This window comes from Rhodococcus sp. NPDC003383, from assembly GCF_053589115.1.
The window spans coordinates 102,866-119,396 of the sequence record NZ_JBSFRG010000009.1 but is presented as its reverse complement, the minus strand read 5'-3'; the positions used below and the strand labels follow the sequence as shown (position 1 = coordinate 119,396).

The window sequence follows — 16,531 nt, the reverse complement described above, 5'->3', positions numbered from 1 at the left end:
GTGACGGTGAAGGAGCCGGAACTGATGACGGACGCTCGGCACAGCACAGCCGGTGAGATCGATGTTGCAGACGCGGGAGAAGTCTTCGCCGCCTGGCTCACGGAGTTCGCTGCCGCGCTCGGCACGGGCTCGGAGGTCGAGCTCGAAGCATGCCTCCATCCCGATGCCACCTGGCGCGACTTCATGGCCTTCCCGTGGGACTTCCACCACGCTGTCGGCCGTGAGCAGTCGGCTGCGCGGCTGACCGAACTGGCGAAGGAATGGAGCGCGTCGGGATTCTCCGTGAGTGCCGAGCAGGAACCCTTCGTCTCCGGCGACGACATCATGGGATTCTTCGACTTCACGACCAGCGACCGGATCAACCGCGGATTCGCCCGGCTCGTGCGTGACGGCTCTCGATTCGTCGCCTTCACCCTGCAGACCCAGGTCGTGTCGCTTGCGGCGTTTCCGGAGCGGACTCGTCACCGCCGCCCCGAGGGCAAGGTCTACGGCGTCGTCCCGGGCCGCACCCGCTGGGCCGACGACCGGAACGAGGAATCGTCCTTCGAAAACTGCGACCCCGCAGTCCTCGTGCTCGGCGCCGGCCACAATGGCCTCGCGCTGGCGGCGCGCCTCGGTGCGCTCGACGTTCCGACGCTGGTGATCGACCGCGAGGCACGCATCGGCGACACCTGGCGCAAGCGTTACGCGTCGCTCGCGCTGCACAGCACTGTCTACGGCGACCACCTGCCCTATCTCCCGCTGCCCGTGACGTGGCCGGCGCACACCCCGAAGGACAAATTCGCGAACTGGCTCGAGACGTACGCGACCACGCTCGACCTCAACGTGTGGACCAGCACGACGTTCCTGGGTGGCCACTACGACGAGGCCACGGAACGGTGGACGATCCGCGTGCAGATGGGCGACGGCTCGATCCGCGAGCTGCACCCGCGCCACTTCATCGTGGCGGGAGGCATGTTCGGCGCGCCGCGGATCCCCGAGATCGCGGGACTCCAGGAGTACCGCGGTGTCGCGGTGCACTCCGACGAATTCCAGGACGGTGCCTGCTACGCAGGCAAGAAGGTCCTCGTCGTCGGGTCCGGGGTCAGCGGCCACGAAATCGCCCACGATCTCTGGGAACACGACGCCGACGTCACGATGGTGCAGCGCACGTCGACCTACGTCGTGACCTATCCGACCTACCACAGGTTCTGGTCGACACTGTTCACCGAGGACATGACGCTGTCGCCGGACTTCGCGGACCAGATGACCTACGCCCTCCCCAACGAACGGGTGGACGAGCTCAACAAGGAACTCGTGCAGCTGGCCAAGGAAGCCGACAGCGAACTTCTGAATGCACTCGAAGCCCGTGGGTTCAAGCTCAATTGGGGCCCGGACGGCACGGGCATCATCGGTGCGCACATGTCGGGCAAGGACAGCTATCAGATCGACATCGGGGCCTCCCAGCTGATCGCCGACGGGCGGATCCACCTGAAGCAGGGCGTCGAACTGAAGGAGATCAAGGACGGCACAACGGTTGTGTTCACCGACGGGTCGGAGATGCACGACGTCGCCCTGATCGTCTTCGCGACCGGTTACCACCAGTTCTGGGGTCATATCGGGCCGGTCCTCGGTTCGGCGGCCGCCAAGATCGACAAAGCCTACGGTCGTGCAGCCGACGGTGAGTACGCGAACACCTGGCGCCGTTCGGCCCAGCCGGGACTCTGGTTCGGCACCGGATTCATCCGCATGGCGCGCTTCTACTCTCGCTTCACGGCGCTGTTGATCAAGGCGATCGAGGAAGGCATCGAGCCGGTGGATCCGGAGAGCCGCGCGAGGTAGTCCATCCTGCCCGGGCTCGATGGGCCCGGGCAGGCGGTGACCCGGGTCTACCTGTTGCGCAGGACGTTTCGCTGGATCTTGCCGGTCATCGTCTTGGGGAGCGCGTCGAGTACGTGGACCTCGCGGGGTCGCTTGTACGCGGCGAGGCGGTCGCCGGCGAATGCGATCAGTTCGTCGGGCTCGGCGGTACCGCCCTCGCGAAGTGCGACGTATGCGACGACCGCCTCGCCACGGTAGTCGTCGGGCGCACCCACGACCGCCGCCTCGAGGACCGAAGGATGTTCGCACAACGCGTCTTCGACCTCGCGCGGCCACACCTTGTACCCGGACGTGTTGATCTGATCCTTGATCCGGTCGACGAGATAGACCCATCCCTCGTCGTCGATGACGGCGACGTCGCCGGTGTGCAGGTGCCCACCCGGAAGTGTTCTCGCCGTTGCCTCTTCGTTCTGCCAGTAGCCGGGGATCACCTGCGGTGCGGTGACGACGAGTTCGCCTTCCTCGCCCGGGGACTGGCGCCGTCCCTGCGCGTCGACCGTGAAGACCTCGACACCTCGCGTGGGCACTCCGACCGAGAGCGTTCCACTGGGACCGTGGACGGGAGCGGCGACACCCGGTGGCACCGCGATACCTCCGCCGGTCGTCTCTGTCATGCCCCAGATGTTGTGCAGGTAGACGCCGAACCGATCGCGGAAGGCCTCGATCGTCGCCGGTGGGATCGGCGCGCCACCGGAGTAGACGAACTTGGCGCTCGCGAAATGGTCGGCGCCGGCGTCGGGGACGCCGAAGAACGCGTTGAAAGCGGTGATGGACCCCACGGTCGTGGTGACCCCGTGCTCGCGGAACAGGTCGAGCACCACCGACGCCTCGAACCGTCCGCCCATGCTCAACGTCGCGTCGTTCAGCAGCGCGATCCCGGCGTTGAGCGAGAGCCCGGTGATGTGGAACATCGGAGCGATCGCGTAGGACACGTCGCCGGGGGCCAGCCGGACCCACTCGCTGTAACCCGCGACCGAGCAGAGGAAATTGCGATGGGTGTTGAGGGCGCCCTTGGGCGGACCCGTCGTGCCCGAGGTGTAGGTGATGAAGGCGATGTCGTCGAGGTTCCGCTCGGCCGGATCCGGCCGTTGTCCGCGTCGTTCGACCAGGACGGTGGCCAGATCGCCGTCGGGAGAGGGCGCAGGATCGGGCTCGGTGAACACGCGAGAGTCGTTGCGGGTCTGGAAATCCCGTGAGGACGCCGAGATCAGCCATCGCACGTGTGTCCCGGACAGGGCACTGCGCGTCGCGGCATCGGTGCCGCGGGTGACGACGATCCCGGTCGTGCCCGAGTCCTCGATCAGCCGGCGCAGTTCCTCGCCCCGATACATCGGGTTGAGCGGCACCGCGATCGCTCCGGCCTTCCACACCGCCAGCAGTGTCAGCGGGTAGTACGGGATGTTCTGCAGGTAGATCCCGATCCGGTCGTCGGGGCGCACGCCCCGCGCCTGCAGTTCGGCGGCCAGCGCGTCGGAGTGCGCGTCGAGGGTCGCGGCATCGATGGTGCCGTCGAAGTAGCGGATCGCCGCGCGGTTCGGACCGGCGGCGACCCGCGCGCGCCACGCGTCGACTATCGAGGTGTACACACTCACTCCTTCTCCCCACCGACTGCGTGCCGCCCGGCGATCCAGGCGAACGTCATGCCGGGACCGAGTGTGCCACCGGGACCGCCGTAGGAGGCGCCGGTCGGGGAAGAGACGTTGCCGGCCGCGTACAACCCGGTGATGACGTTGCCGTCCAGATCGATCACCTGGGCATGCTCGTTCACCTTGGGCCCGCCCTTCGTGCCGATGACACCGCTCGTCAGCTCCATGGCGTAGAACGGCCCGTCCGTGATCGGACCGAGCGTGCCCTCGATGCTGCCCTTCTTGTACGGGTCGCCCCACCACCGGTCGTGGGCGCTCTCACCCCGCGCGAATTGCGGGTCCTTCCCGGCGGCGACATTCTTGTTCCACTGCTCGACCGTGCGCTCGAGCTCGTCTCCCGGAATTCCGAGTGCCAGCGCGAGATCGCGCAGTGTGGGGCCCTCCACCAGCCACGGAGGAGTGGTGCCCGTGTAGGGGCGGCCCGCCGATCCGTAGGTGGTCAGATAGGTGTGGTCGAAGATCAGCCACGCGGGCAGGTTGGCATAGCGGAACGCGGTGACGTCCTCCTGATGGAAGGCCCCCACGACGGCGTTGTAGCTCACGGCCTCGTTGGTGAAGCGCCGGCCGGTCCGGTTCACCATGATGCTGCGTGGCCTCGTGCGGTCACCGTTGATCATCTCGAGGTTCATCGCGTTGATGCCCTCGGGCAGTTCGGTGATGGGAATCCACCAGGCTTCACGCATGTTCTGGAGCGCGGCGCCGGCACGCATGGCCATGCGCAGGCCGTCGCCGGTGTTGGTGGGGATCGACGCGGGCTTCGTCACGTGGCCGCGGAGGAAAGCGGCGCGATACTCCTCGTTCCACTCGAATCCGCCGGTGGCGAGGATGACGGCGCGCGATGCATGGATCGTCCGCCGACCCTCGGCGGTGTCGACGACGACGCCCCGCGCCCGGCCGTTCTCGACCACGAGATCGTGCGCGGGCGTCGACACCCGGACCTCGACGCCCGCCCCGAGGCAGGCGTCGAGGAGTGCTCCGACCAGTCCTCCGCCCATGCCGCGCAGGTCTTCCGCGTCGCGGCGGGCGAGTTCCTCGTCGGACGGCGGTTTGGGAACCGCGCAGCCGATCGCGGTTTCGTCCATCCGCAGATGTGTGGAGTAGTAGGGGCTCACCTCGACCCGGTCCCGCCACTCGCCCAGCTTCGCGAAGGGGAACAGTTCCTGCCCGAGCGTTCGGCCACCTTCGGGCTTGCCACCGGGATTCGACGGGTGGTAGTCGGGCAGTCCGGGGACGGCGAAGAAGCGGATTCCGCCGTCCTCGCCGAGGCAGCGCACCATCTTCGGTCCGGCGTCGACGAAGGCTTGTGCGAGGCGTTCGTCGAGAATGCCGCGCCCGAGCGACATCAGGTAGGCCATCGCCTCGTCGGCGCTGTCCTGCACGCCGATGTCCTTCATGTACGGGTTGTTCGGGATCCAGACGTGACCTCCCGACCAGGCGCTCGTCCCGCCGACCCGATCGTTCTTCTCGAGGACGACGACGCGAGCACCTTCGCGGGCCGCGGTGAACGCGGCTGTCAGCCCGGCGGCGCCGCTGCCGAGGACGATGACGTCGTACGTTTCGGATTCGGGCATTCCGGTCCTCCGGTTCGCGCGATGCTTGTGACTCGGTGTGATGCTGATTACCATAACCGTCGTGCACTAATAGAGTAAGTCTGTTCTATATATACAACGTGCATTGGCTCGTCAGGGGTGGGCGACCGCGGCAAACGGATCGGGGGACGGGTGCAGATTCAGGACACGTACGACGTGGTCGTTCTCGGGTCGGGACTCGCCGGCCTCACCGCAGCGCTGGCCGCGGCGCTCGAGGGTGCCGACGTCGCCCTGCTGGAGAAGGCCGAACTGGTCGGTGGCACGACCGCGCTGTCGGGCGCGGGGATCTGGATCCCGGGCAACCCGATCGCGGCCGAGAAGGGCATCGAGGACTCCCTGGAGGAAGGGGCCGCCTACCTGGCGAGCCTCTCCAACGGGATGATCCTCCCGGAGTTGGCCGAGGCGCTGATCTCCGGTGGCCCCCGGTTCGTCGACTTCCTGCACGAGCACACCGATCTGCGTCTCCAACTCGTCGAGGGGTACCCCGACTATCACCCCGAGCATCCCGGTGGAAAGCCGGGAGGCGGCCGGACTCTCGAGCCGGGCCTCTTCTCCTTCGCCGGGATGGAGGAGTGGATCGACCGCATCGGCGGCGACATCCAGCGCATCGTGCTGACCGAGATGCCCCTGGGCGGTGGGACGGGTGTCGTCGCACCCGAAGTCCTCGCCGCCCGCGCGGAAGCCGCACAAGAAGGCCTGGGTCGCGCGCTCGTCGGTGGCGTGTTGAAAGCGTGTCTCGCGCAAGGGGTCCGGGTCGAGACCCGGTGCCGGGCGCTGCGCCTGTGCACCGTCGAGAACCGAGTCGTCGGGGTCGAGGTCGAGACGGACGACGGGATGCGAACGGTCGGAGCTCGCGCGGTGGTGCTCGCGACGGGAGGGTTCGAGTACGACCCGGACCTGGTCCGCGATTTCCTGCGCGGACCGCTGACGCGCCCCATCGGCGCGCCGACGAACACCGGCGACGGCCTGCGGATGGCCATGCGGGTCGGAGCTCGCCTCGGCAACATGCGCGAAGCGTGGTGGTCGCCGATGGTGCCGTGTCCGGGTACTCGGCGCGACGGGGTGCCGGCGGCGATGCTGTCCTCGCGTGAGCGTGCGCTGCCCGGGTCGATCATGGTCAACCGCTACGGCCGGCGCTTCGCCAACGAGGCGGCGAACTACAATGCATTCGGCGGCGCCTTCCACCATCTCGACGAGTCGAAACTCGACTATCCGAACCTTCCGGCGTACATGATCTTCGATCAGTCCACGGTCGATCGGTTCGGCGTGTTCGGCGGCCGCCCGGGGGCACCGGTCCCAGACTGGGTCGAAAGCGCGCCCACGCTGGACGCGCTGGCCGCGGCCCTGGGGTTGCCGGTCGACGCGGTGTCGAGTTCGGTCGCACGTTTCAACGAGTACGCGGAGCAGGGCGTGGACCCGGACTTCTCCCGGGGAAGCAGTGCGTTCGATCGATTCCCCGGCGGGCGGATGAGCGATCCCGATTCGCCTCACGCAACACTCGGTCCGGTCCGGACGGCACCGTTCTACGCGGTCGAGGTCGTGAGCTCTGCGCTGGGCACGAAGGGCGGGCCCCGCACGGACACCGAGGGGCGGGTCGTCGATGTCGACGGCGCGGTCATCGCGGGGTTGTACGCCGCCGGCAATGTCATGGCCAACCCGAGCGGGATGGTCTACGGCGGTGCCGGTGCCACCCTCGCGGTCGCCGGGATCTGGGGGATGAGAGCGGGACGGGCGGCGGTCGCCGATTGTGTCCACGTGTCGGAATTACATTGTTGAAAGAGAACTTTCGCGTCACTTCCCATCCGAAGGGCGACCCATGGTGAACCGGCGGTATCTGCATCTCAACCTGGTCGGCAACGACATCAATCTCCATTTCGGAGCCCCCGCGTACGAACAGCGGCACCGCGCCGACACGGCACTCACCGACCCGTTCGAACGGCTCATGGCCTACGGGCGGCTCGGCGACGAGGGACTCTTCACCGCGGTCTTCCTCGGCGACGTGCCCGGCATGCCGAGCTCACCGGCCTTCGACGGGGGACCCGCCGAGCCGATCACCGCGCTGAGCGCGATGGCCCGCGAGACCACGCACGTCGGTCTCATCGCCACCGCCTCGACGACGTTCTACGACCCGTACACCCTCGCTCGCCTCATCGCGTCGCTCGACCAGGCGTCCGACGGCCGCGCCGGGCTGAACGCGGTCACGACCGTGGGTGACGCGCATGCGCTGAACTACAGCCGGGACGGTCACCCCGATCGGGAGATCAGATATCGCCGAGCCATGGAATTTCTCGACGTGACCGCGGCCCTGTGGGCGAATCGTGAGGTGCGGCGCGATCCGGACGGGGTGACGCGGTACTACGCCACTCCGATCGACCACAAGGGTGAATCCTTCAGTGTCCGAGGCCCTTTGAACGTCGCGCCGAGCCGGCAGGGCCGTCCGCTGGTCGCTCAGGCCGGCGGGTCGGGACCGGGTATCAAAGTCGCGGCCCGGCATGCGGACATGGTGTTCACGGCCGCCACCACCCGGGAGCGTGCGGCGCAGTACCGGGAGGACCTGGACAAGGCGCTCGCGGACGCCGGACGTCCGGCCGGAAGTGTTCCGGCGGTTCCCGGGCTCATCCCGTACATCGGGCGTACCGCGCGCGAGGCCGAGGAGAAGATGCACGCGCTGGACGAGTACGTTCCGTGGGAGAGTGTCGCGCCGAAAGCGTTGGCGCAGTTCGGGTTGGAGGTGCCGTACGACAGCGTCGACGACCGATTCCCACTCGAACTGCTGCCGAAACCGGCCGACGTCGAGGCGACCGTCAAGAGCACTTTCGGGAACTACGTCGGGCTCTACGACTGGATCGAGGCGCATCCCGGCTCAACCGTTCGCGATGTCGCAGCCCAGTCGCTCGGGCGGGGCGGGGCCCAGCACCGAAAGTTCGTCGGTTCCTACGACGACATCGTCGACGACTTCGACCGGTGGTTCACCGACGGCCACGTCGGAGGGTTCAACCTCATGTTCCCCGTCGGCCCGGCGTCGGTCCGGGAGTTCATCGACGAGGTGGTTCCGCGGCTGATCGACCGCGGGATCTGCCGGGGAACTCCCGACGAGCGACCGTTGCGGGAACGCTTCGTCGGCGGGGAGTAACGAGCATTCCGAATTCCCTTCCATGACAACCACTCCGAGTAGCGCAAGACGTGCTGAGAATCCGAAAGGAACCGACATGCCGGAGACGTTGACGCCACCGGGACCTCAACCCGAAGGCTTCGACCCGGACTGGGTGCGCGCCAAGCACGCCTACGAACGCGCCAAGCGACTGCGGCGCGACGGAGTCGAACAGTACATCGAGGTCACGGCGGACTTCTCGCACTACGAGGACGACCCCTACACCGAGCGGGTCGAGCGCGACCCCGTGAACGACGAGGTCGAGATCCTGATGATCGGCGCGGGTCTCGGCAGCCTGATCGCTGCGGCACGGATGCGTGAGGCCGGCCTCGACGGTATCCGGCTGGTCGACCGGGCCGGCGGCGTCGGCGGAACCTGGTACTGGAACCGCTATCCCGGTGTGCAGTGCGATATCGAGTCCTACATCTACATGCCGCTGCTGGAGGAGCTGAACTACATCCCCACGCAGAAGTACGCCTACGGATCCGAGATACGGGAGCACCTGACGGCGATCGCGGACAAGTACGACCTGGTGCGGGACGCGCTCTTCCACACCACCGTCAAGGAGATGGTCTGGGACGACGAGGCCGAGCGCTGGATCGTGAAGACCGATCGCGGTGACCGGATCCGCGCCCGGATCGTGGTGGTCTCACCGGGCTCGCTCACGCGACCCAAGCTGCCGGGCATCCCCGGCATCAACGAATTCGAAGGTCACACCTTCCACACCAGCCGCTGGGACTACGGCTACACCGGGGGAGACGAGAGCGGCGGGTTGACCGGGCTGCAGGACAAATCCGTAGGCCTCATCGGCACGGGTGCCACCGGTCTGCAGGTGGTGCCCCATCTCGGTCGGTGGGCCGGGAAACTCTACGTGTTCCAGCGGACTCCGAACGCCGTCGACGAACGGGGCAACAAGCCGACGGACCCGCAATGGGCAGCAAGCCTCCGGCCCGGATGGCAACGTGAGCGGATGGAGAACTTCACCCGCTACACGGCCGGGGTGGAGCATCACACCGACCTCGTCGACGACGGCTGGACCCGCGTGTCGGCCGAGGTCACCAAGACGGCGATCAAGCAGGAGATCGAGCGTCGGGGCGCACCGATGACCCCGGAGGAGATTGCCGAGTTCCTGTTCGAGGCCGACTTCAGATCCATGGAACGCGTACGGGCGCGGATCGACGCCATCGTGACCGACAAAGCCACCGCAGAAGCCCTCAAGCCCTGGTACAAGCGCCTCTGCAAGCGCGTCGGGTTCCACGACGAGTTCCTCCCCACCTTCAACCGTGACAACGTCGAGTTGGTCGACACGGACGGGCGCGGCATCCAGAGCCTCACGCGCGACGGTGTTGTCGTGGGGGATCGCGAGTACAAGGTCGACGCGCTGATCTTCGCGACCGGCTACGACGTCAGCAGCAGCTACACCCGTCGCACGGGATTCGACATCATCGGCCGGGACGGTGTTCACCTCAGCGACAAGTGGAAGAGCGGACCGCGCACCTTCCACGGCCTGCAGTCCAGCGGGTTCCCCAACTGCTTCTTCCTCGGGTACACGCAGACCGGTGTCGCGAACAACTACACGCACACCGCCGAGGAACGGGCCCGTCACCTGGTCTACCTGCTCGAGCAGCGGGTGGCGCGCGGAGCCACCACGATCGAGGCCGATCTCCGGGCGGAGGACGCCTGGGTCGCCACCATGAACGAGCTCTCCGGCCCCGGCCGTGCCTTCTACGCGGACTGCACCCCCAGCTATCTCGACAACGAGGGAGACATCGGCAATCCCGACGGCCTCGCAGCAGCGAACTACGGCGGCGGTCCGGTGCAGTTCTTCGAGCTGCTGGCCCGCTGGCGGGAAGACGGAGAGATGGACGGCGTCACGCTTCGGTGACGCCGCGGTGCCGAACCGGATCAGTTCCCGGGAGCCCGGTAACTGGTGTCCCGGTGCACGGCCTCGTCGATCTGCTCGGGCGTGAGCAGCAGGATCGGCTTCGACCTGGCCGCACCCGAACCGATGGTGCGCAGTTCCAGGGTGGCAGCGGCGATGTCGTCGGGCACCTCGCCGATCACGTACAGATCGTGGCCGCCGAGCGCGAAATGCACGGATTCGACGCTGCCGCCGACACTCTCGACCATGCTGGTGATCGCGTCGCGGCGGGCGGTACCGCCTTCGCCGAGCAACCCTTTCGCGCCTTCGCTGGTGTAGGTGACCTGCCACAGAAATTTCGGCATGGGACGGTTCTCCTCGGTTCGGGGACTGCTTCCATGTTCGGTCCGGACGCCGCGCCGCGGGGCCGTTTCGCTGCGATCGGCCCGCTCTTGCTGGCCTAGGCTCGTTGCGACACCGAGAAGATCTCATCGAAAGGGAGGGTTGCCGTGCCGAAGCCGCCGCTGCCCGATGCCGTGGCCGAATTCCTCGCCCGGCCGAACTACGCGACCATCAGCACGCTGCGTGCCGACGGCCAGCCAGTGTCCGTGCCCACCTGGTACGGCTACGAGAACGGCCGCATCCTGGTGAACATGGACGAGGGCCGCAAGCGTCTCGACCATGTGCGCAACGATCCGCGAGTGAGCCTGAGCGCGATGGACCCCGAGGACTGGATCACCCACGTGAGCGTGCAGGGCCGGGTCGTCGAGATCGTCGACGACGAGGGCCTCGTCGACATCGACCGCATCGCGCGGCACTACACCGGAAAGCCGTACTACGTGCGTGACCGCAAGCGGGTCAGCGCGTGGATCGAGATCGATCGCTGGCACGCATGGGGTCGGCTCAAGGACGCGTAGTCGTTTCGGGGCCGGGTGCCTCTCCGTTGTCTTCGCTGTCGAGCAGTAGAGCTGTCGAGCAGTAGAGCTGTCGAGCAGTAGAGAGGTACCCGGCACCCGGGCAACTCAGAGGACGCCGGCCTCCTTCGCGACCTTGCGTGCCTGGAACGCGACGGCGATCAGCAGGACGCCGAACAGGATCGCGTAGATGCCCAGCAGCCAGATCAGGCCGATGATGCCGCCGCCGGGGAAGATCAGCAGGACGATGCCGAACAGGATCGCCAGGATGCCGGCGACGAGCGACGCCACCCATCCGGACTCGGGTACCTTCCGGAACCGCAATGCGCCGACGGCCCCGGCGATTCCGAAGAAGATCGCATAGAACGCGATGATGTAGAGCAGCACGAGCGCGGTCGCCTTGGGCCATACCAGGGCCACGATGCCGGCGAGGATCGAGATGACGGCCATCGCGAGCCACCACCCCCAGCCGTCGAGGGTCCTGCGATCGCGGACCGCGTGATAGCCGAGCACGAGGCCGTCGACGATCGCGTAGATACCGAAGACGACGACGAGGGCCCACACGGTGATGCCCGGCCAGACGAGGGCGACGATGCCGAACAGCACCGCGAGGATGCCGCGGATCAGAACGATCCACCAGATCTGTTTGAAGAGTGAACGGAACGGATCACTTGGGGTGGCAGCGGCCTCGGACATGAGCACTCCTGGTTTTTGATCTTGTCTCCCGGCACAGCGTATGCCTGCTTACGGGGCGATGCGTCCCAATTGGAAGCCAACTCGCGGGCGATTTGCGGAGGTATCGTCGGGCGATGGTCCGCGCACGGGTCGGAATCTCGGGTTGGCGCTATCCCGGATGGCGCGGCGACTTCTATCCGGTGGGACTGCCCCAGCGCCTCGAGCTCGAGTACGCCGCCGAGCGGATGGGGTCGATCGAGATCAACGGCACGTTCTACAGCCTGCAGCGGAAGTCGAGCTTTGAGGACTGGCGCGACCGTACCCCGGACGATTTCGTGTTCGCGGTCAAGGGCGGCCGGTTCGTCACCCACCTCAAACGCCTCGTCGACGTCGACGAGGCGCTCGCCAACTTCTTCGCATCCGGCGTGCCCGCGCTCGGTCCCAAGCTCGGTCCGCTGCTGTGGCAACTGCCGCCGACGATGGCGTTCGAACCGGATCGGATCGCCGGCTTCTGCGCGCAACTGCCGCGCACGACACGGGCCGCTGCGGCGCTGGCGGCGCGCCACACGGACAAGGTTCCCGACGAGCGGGCGTGGACCGAAGCCGACGCCGACCGCCCTCTCCGGTACGCGATGGAAGTTCGGCATCCGACCTTCGCTTCCGCCGAGGCGGCTGCGCTGCTCCGCGAACACGACGTGGCGCTCGTCGTCGCCGACACCGCGGGCCGCTTTCCCTTCCTCACCGAGGTCACCTCGGACTTCGTGTACGTCCGCATGCACGGTGACGCCGAGCTGTACGTGAGCGGCTACGGCGACGCAGCGCTGGATCGGTGGGCCGAGCGGATCCGGGCGTGGCTCGCCGACGGCCTCGACGTGTACGTGTATTTCGACAACGACGCGAAGGGGTTCGCTCCTCACGACGCGCTCGCGCTGCAGCGCCGGCTGTGAGGTGTCGGGGCCGGACGGCACACTGATGCGCGTGCCGCGCACGAGGCGGACGAAGCAGCACCGACGAGGAGAACACTGTGTGGCCCACGCACTGGCCGACGATCGCGCGGGAGATCGCGCATGCCACCGAGACTGCGCTGAACGCGGCCCGGGCCGACGACGAACCGGCGTTCGCCGATGCGGTGAGCGCTCTCGTCGAGTTGCCGTACGAGCAGGTCACCGCGGTGCACTCGGGCATGATGCGCGAACTGCTCGAGGAACTGCATCCGGACGGTCTGGCCGGTGAGGACGTTCAGGCCGTGTTCGAACGTTGTGCCCGCGGTTCCGTGCAGGCGACGCCCGACGCGCTGGTGGCGGTGCTGACCGGGACGCTCGGGGTGACCGATCCGGACGCGCCGAAGGCCAGGCCCGAGCAGTACCTCACCGCGGGGATCGTGGTCCTCGCCGACCTGCTCGCGACCCGCAAGGTCGAGCCGGGACAGTACATCCGCCGGGCGGTCGGGGAGATCGAACGGGAGCAGACCGTCGAGATGCCCTGACGGTCTCCGTCGTCACGGGCGGGTCTGTTGCTCGACGTTGAACACGACCCGGCGCAACAGGTCGGTGAGGGTGTCGAGTTCGTCGTCGGAGAGCCCGTCGAGCATGCGCATCTCGCGGGTGACCCGGCGCGGGTATTCGGTTTCGACGACGCGCCGCCCGGCGTCGGTGAGCTCGAGCAGCACGACGCGGCCGTCGCGTTCGAGCCGTTTGCGTTCGACCAGTCCGAGCCCGACGAGCCGGTCGGTGTGTTTGGTGGTGGAGGCCCCCGAGATCCCGGTGACGGAGGTGACCTCGCTGGCGCGCAGCGGGTGCGGGCTGCGCGCCAGTGCACACAGCACCTCGAATTCCGTTCGGGTGACACCACTTCCGATCAGTTCGTGATCGAGATGGTTCAGTGCCAGCGAGCTGATCCGGATGATGCGGCCGATGATGTCGATGGGCCGGGTGTTCAGGTCCGGATACACCTCGGACCACGCGCGTCTCACTCGATCGACGAAGTCGTCCGGGGGTGTGGGTGCGTCGGGCATGTATCCAGTGTAGCGATCCGTTTCACAACCGATTCATAGTTATTTCATCTGTGAAGTATTAGACTGGCCCGGTGCTTCCTTCGACCGTCGACCCGACCTACAGCCGTCTGCGTCACACCGGCGGCGCACTCGCGCACTCGTTGTCCGCCGACGCCTGGCGTCGATCGCTCGACGTGCGGAGTGCCGACGCGGTCGTCGCCCCGGCGGTGCGCGTCGGGTTGGCGATTCTCGTCGTCCTGATCGGCGGTGGTCTGCTCGGTCAGACGCACCTCGCGGGATTCGCGGCGCTCGGAGCCCTGTCCTCGGCGTTCGGGCGCCACGAACCGTATCGGCGGCTCGCCGCCAAGTCCGGATGCGCCGGAGCCGCGGTCGCCGCCTATGTGGCGCTCGGCGCCGCCGTCGGCGCTGCGGGAATTCTGATGTGGGCGGAGATCGCGCTGCTCGCCGTCGCCGCCGGGGTTGCGTTCTGGCTGCTCGCGGCGTTCCGCATCATCGGCCCGGGCGCGGTCATCCTCATCTTCGCCGCGGCCGGAGCCGCCGGATTCGCCGACACCGCCGCGGACATCGGCGTGGCCGTGGCCGCCGCCGCGACCGGCGCCGTGATCGGCTGGGTGATCGTCATGGCACCGGCGCTGTACCACCCGCACGGTCCCGCCCGCGTCGCCGTCGCCCGCGCGCTCGCCGCGGTGTCCGTGCTGGAGAACTCCGGCGAGTCCGCGGTAGCGCCGGCACGCGCGGCGATCGCGAAAGCGCGTGAGGTCGTCGCCCTCGGGCCCCGTCACCCGCACACCCATGAACTGCTTGCGCTGCTGGACGCCGCCGAAGCGGTCGTCGACGGTGGTTCGCACGACACGGTCCGTGCACGCCGCGACGACTTCGCGCGATTCGAATCCGAGCTGCGAAAGGTGCGCCGCGACATCGAGATCCCACGCGTCGATGCGGCCGACGCCGCACCGCCCGACCGGCCCGAAGGTTTCCTGCGGACCGGCGTCCGGGATCTGCACGACCGCGCGATCGTGATCGGTGCCGGGCGGGTGATGCTCGCGTCGTTGCTCGCAGGCTGGATCGCGCTGGCCGCAGGACTGCAGCATCCGCTGTGGGCGACGATGGGCGCGATGGCCGCCCTGCAGGGCGCCAACTACCGGCAGACCGTGCAGCGCGGGATCCAGCGACTGCTCGGGAACGTCGCAGGTGCCCTGTTGGCCGCGATCCTGATCGCCGCCGCGCTCGGATACTGGCCGCTCGTCGTCGTGATCGTCGCGCTGCAGACGGTGGCGGAACTGTACGCAACCCGGAACTACGCGCTCACGTCGATCGCGGTCACCGCAATGGCGTTGCTGGTGATCGGCCTCGGCGAGCCGATCGGACCGGACATCGCGCTCAGCCGCATCGGGGACACACTCATCGGCGTCGTCGTCGGTGTGGTGGTCGCCGCGCTCACCATCGCGCGCGGCGACCACCACCATCTGCCCGCCCGGTCCTGACTACCGGGCCGAGGACCGGCCCTTCGGGATGTCGCGGAACGCGATGTTCGGATCGTGGGTGCGCTCGCGGGGCATGCCCAGCACGCGTTCGCTGATGGTGTTCCGAGCCATCTCGGTGGTGCCGCCGGCGATGCACCAGACCTGCTGCATCAGATAGTCGTGTCCGACCTCCGCGACAGCGCCTTCGTCGTCGTCCCACGCGGCACCGCCGGCATCGGTGAACTCGTACATGATCGTGGTGAGCCGGGTCGCGACGGTCCCGGCCATCAACCGGACGATCCCGGCCGCCTGGTCGGAGATCTTGCCGGTCGCGATGCCCCGGCCGATCCGCCGCTGCAGCGCCTCCTTCGCCAGTTCCAGGGTGTGGGCCTCGCCGACGAGGTCGCGGGCGATCGGGTCGTCCAGGCGGCCGGCGTCGCGGGCGACCGAGACGAGTTCCGAAATCCGCGACCCGCCGCGGGAACTGCCCGGCGGCCGGGTGGCGAACTGCGAACTCGACTGCATCCGCTCGTGGAACATCCAGCGCGTGCCGACGCTCCAGCCGTCGTCGACCTCGCCGACGCGGTCGCTGTCCGGCACCCGCACGTCGGTCAGGTATTCCTGGCAGAATTCCTTCGAACCACTGAGCATTTCGATGCGGTGAACCTCGATGCCCTCGCGTTTCAGCGGCAACATGAAGACGGTGAGACCGCGGTGCTTGGGAACGTCCCAGTTGGTGCGGGCCAGGCACAGGGCCCAGTCCGACCACCAGGCTCCGGTGGTCCAGATCTTCGATCCGTTGAGAATCCAGTCCTCGCCGTCGCGCACGGCCGTGGTCACGGCACTCGCGACATCCGAACCGCCGCTCGGCTCGGACAGGAACTGCATCCAGATCTCCTCGCCCTTGAGAATGGCGGGAATGTGACGCCGCTTCTGCTCCTCGGTGCCGCATTCGAGAAGCACTGCGGCACAAGGAACGAACGTCGGTGACTGCAGCCGGGCCGGATATTCGAATCCGGCCAGTTCCTCGTCGAGTACTCGCTGATGCGCGCGGGTCAGCCCCTGACCGCCGTACTCCCGGGGGAAGCAGATCCCGGCGAGCCCGGCGTCGAAGAGCATGCGCTGCAGCTCGCGTTCGCGGGCGACCGCGGCGAGTTCCTCCTCGTCCGTGCCCTCGGCGCGCAGGACGCCGATGTGGGCTTTGGGATCGGCGGGGCGCAGGTTCGCGCGGATCCAGGTGCGGGCGCGATCGCGGAATTCGTCGAGGGTCTCGGTGTTCTCGGGTGACGGAGTCACTGTGTTCTCGGGTGACGGAGTCACTGTGTTCTCGGGTGACGGAGTCACTGCGTTGTCGGGTG

General features: G+C 67.7%; 14 protein-coding genes. 8 read left to right on the top strand and 6 right to left on the bottom strand.

From position 1 onward, the window contains the following. The first annotated feature begins 24 nt into the window (after positions 1-24). Positions 25-1,821 carry an NAD(P)-binding domain-containing protein gene (locus ACWDTS_RS10860; protein ID WP_450108743.1) on the top strand — a complete coding sequence of 599 codons (1,797 nt, stop codon included), beginning with the start codon at positions 25-27 and terminating at the stop codon, positions 1,819-1,821. 47 nt (positions 1,822-1,868) lie between these two features. Here ACWDTS_RS10860 and ACWDTS_RS10855 read toward each other — a convergent pair whose 3' ends face one another. Together ACWDTS_RS10855 and ACWDTS_RS10850 are read right to left on the bottom strand one after the other, a co-directional pair. Beyond that, positions 1,869-3,452, bottom strand: coding sequence for a class I adenylate-forming enzyme family protein (locus ACWDTS_RS10855; RefSeq protein ID WP_450108744.1), 1,584 nt, complete (start codon positions 3,450-3,452; stop codon positions 1,869-1,871). Next, the gene (locus ACWDTS_RS10850) at positions 3,449-5,077 is read right to left on the bottom strand and encodes an FAD-dependent oxidoreductase (RefSeq protein ID WP_450118157.1); all 1,629 of its coding nucleotides are present in this window, start codon (positions 5,075-5,077) and stop codon (positions 3,449-3,451) included. The genes ACWDTS_RS10855 and ACWDTS_RS10850 overlap by 4 nt, the downstream gene beginning before the upstream one ends. Positions 5,078-5,227: 150 nt before the next feature. On the opposite strand from ACWDTS_RS10850, the gene ACWDTS_RS10845 reads away from it, so the two are divergent. From ACWDTS_RS10845 to ACWDTS_RS10835, 3 genes are all read left to right on the top strand, one after another. Continuing rightward, on the top strand, positions 5,228-6,871 hold the full coding sequence (locus tag ACWDTS_RS10845; RefSeq protein ID WP_450108746.1) for an FAD-dependent oxidoreductase: 1,644 nt from the start codon (positions 5,228-5,230) through the stop codon (positions 6,869-6,871). A 40-nt stretch (positions 6,872-6,911) separates the two neighbouring features. After that, the gene (locus tag ACWDTS_RS10840; RefSeq protein WP_450108747.1) at positions 6,912-8,228 is read left to right on the top strand and encodes an NtaA/DmoA family FMN-dependent monooxygenase; all 1,317 of its coding nucleotides are present in this window, start codon (positions 6,912-6,914) and stop codon (positions 8,226-8,228) included. Between the two features lie 76 nt (positions 8,229-8,304). Continuing rightward, entirely contained in the window at positions 8,305-10,131 is a 1,827-nt protein-coding gene (locus ACWDTS_RS10835) for a flavin-containing monooxygenase (RefSeq protein WP_450118156.1), read from the top strand. A gap of 20 nt (positions 10,132-10,151) precedes the next feature. Here ACWDTS_RS10835 and ACWDTS_RS10830 read toward each other — a convergent pair whose 3' ends face one another. Continuing rightward, a complete protein-coding gene (locus ACWDTS_RS10830; protein ID WP_197251101.1) occupies positions 10,152-10,472 on the bottom strand; it encodes a GYD domain-containing protein in 321 nt (106 codons plus the stop codon). Between the two features lie 144 nt (positions 10,473-10,616). Here ACWDTS_RS10830 and ACWDTS_RS10825 point away from each other — a divergent pair, with 144 nt between their 5' ends. Continuing rightward, the gene (locus tag ACWDTS_RS10825; protein WP_450108749.1) at positions 10,617-11,024 is read left to right on the top strand and encodes a PPOX class F420-dependent oxidoreductase; all 408 of its coding nucleotides are present in this window, start codon (positions 10,617-10,619) and stop codon (positions 11,022-11,024) included. Positions 11,025-11,129: 105 nt separating this feature from the next. Here ACWDTS_RS10825 and ACWDTS_RS10820 read toward each other — a convergent pair whose 3' ends face one another. Beyond that, a complete protein-coding gene (locus ACWDTS_RS10820; protein ID WP_450108750.1) occupies positions 11,130-11,717 on the bottom strand; it encodes an HdeD family acid-resistance protein in 588 nt (195 codons plus the stop codon). 113 nt (positions 11,718-11,830) lie between these two features. Here ACWDTS_RS10820 and ACWDTS_RS10815 point away from each other — a divergent pair, with 113 nt between their 5' ends. Then, positions 11,831-12,643 (top strand): DUF72 domain-containing protein, encoded by an 813-nt coding sequence (locus tag ACWDTS_RS10815; protein WP_450108751.1) that lies wholly within the window; start codon positions 11,831-11,833, stop codon positions 12,641-12,643. A gap of 77 nt (positions 12,644-12,720) precedes the next feature. After that, a complete protein-coding gene (locus ACWDTS_RS10810) occupies positions 12,721-13,182 on the top strand; it encodes a hypothetical protein (RefSeq protein WP_450108752.1) in 462 nt (153 codons plus the stop codon). Between the two features lie 12 nt (positions 13,183-13,194). Here ACWDTS_RS10810 and ACWDTS_RS10805 read toward each other — a convergent pair whose 3' ends face one another. Next, the gene (locus tag ACWDTS_RS10805; RefSeq protein ID WP_197251106.1) at positions 13,195-13,710 is read right to left on the bottom strand and encodes a MarR family winged helix-turn-helix transcriptional regulator; all 516 of its coding nucleotides are present in this window, start codon (positions 13,708-13,710) and stop codon (positions 13,195-13,197) included. Between the two features lie 71 nt (positions 13,711-13,781). Between ACWDTS_RS10805 and ACWDTS_RS10800 the strand changes: the two genes are divergently transcribed. Further along, complete coding sequence (locus ACWDTS_RS10800; protein WP_450108753.1) at positions 13,782-15,194, top strand: FUSC family protein; 1,413 nt, start codon at positions 13,782-13,784, stop codon at positions 15,192-15,194. Here the strand turns inward: ACWDTS_RS10800 and ACWDTS_RS10795 are convergent, their stop codons facing one another. Next, positions 15,195-16,469 carry an acyl-CoA dehydrogenase family protein gene (locus ACWDTS_RS10795; RefSeq protein ID WP_450118155.1) on the bottom strand — a complete coding sequence of 425 codons (1,275 nt, stop codon included), beginning with the start codon at positions 16,467-16,469 and terminating at the stop codon, positions 15,195-15,197. Positions 16,470-16,531 lie beyond the last annotated feature (62 nt).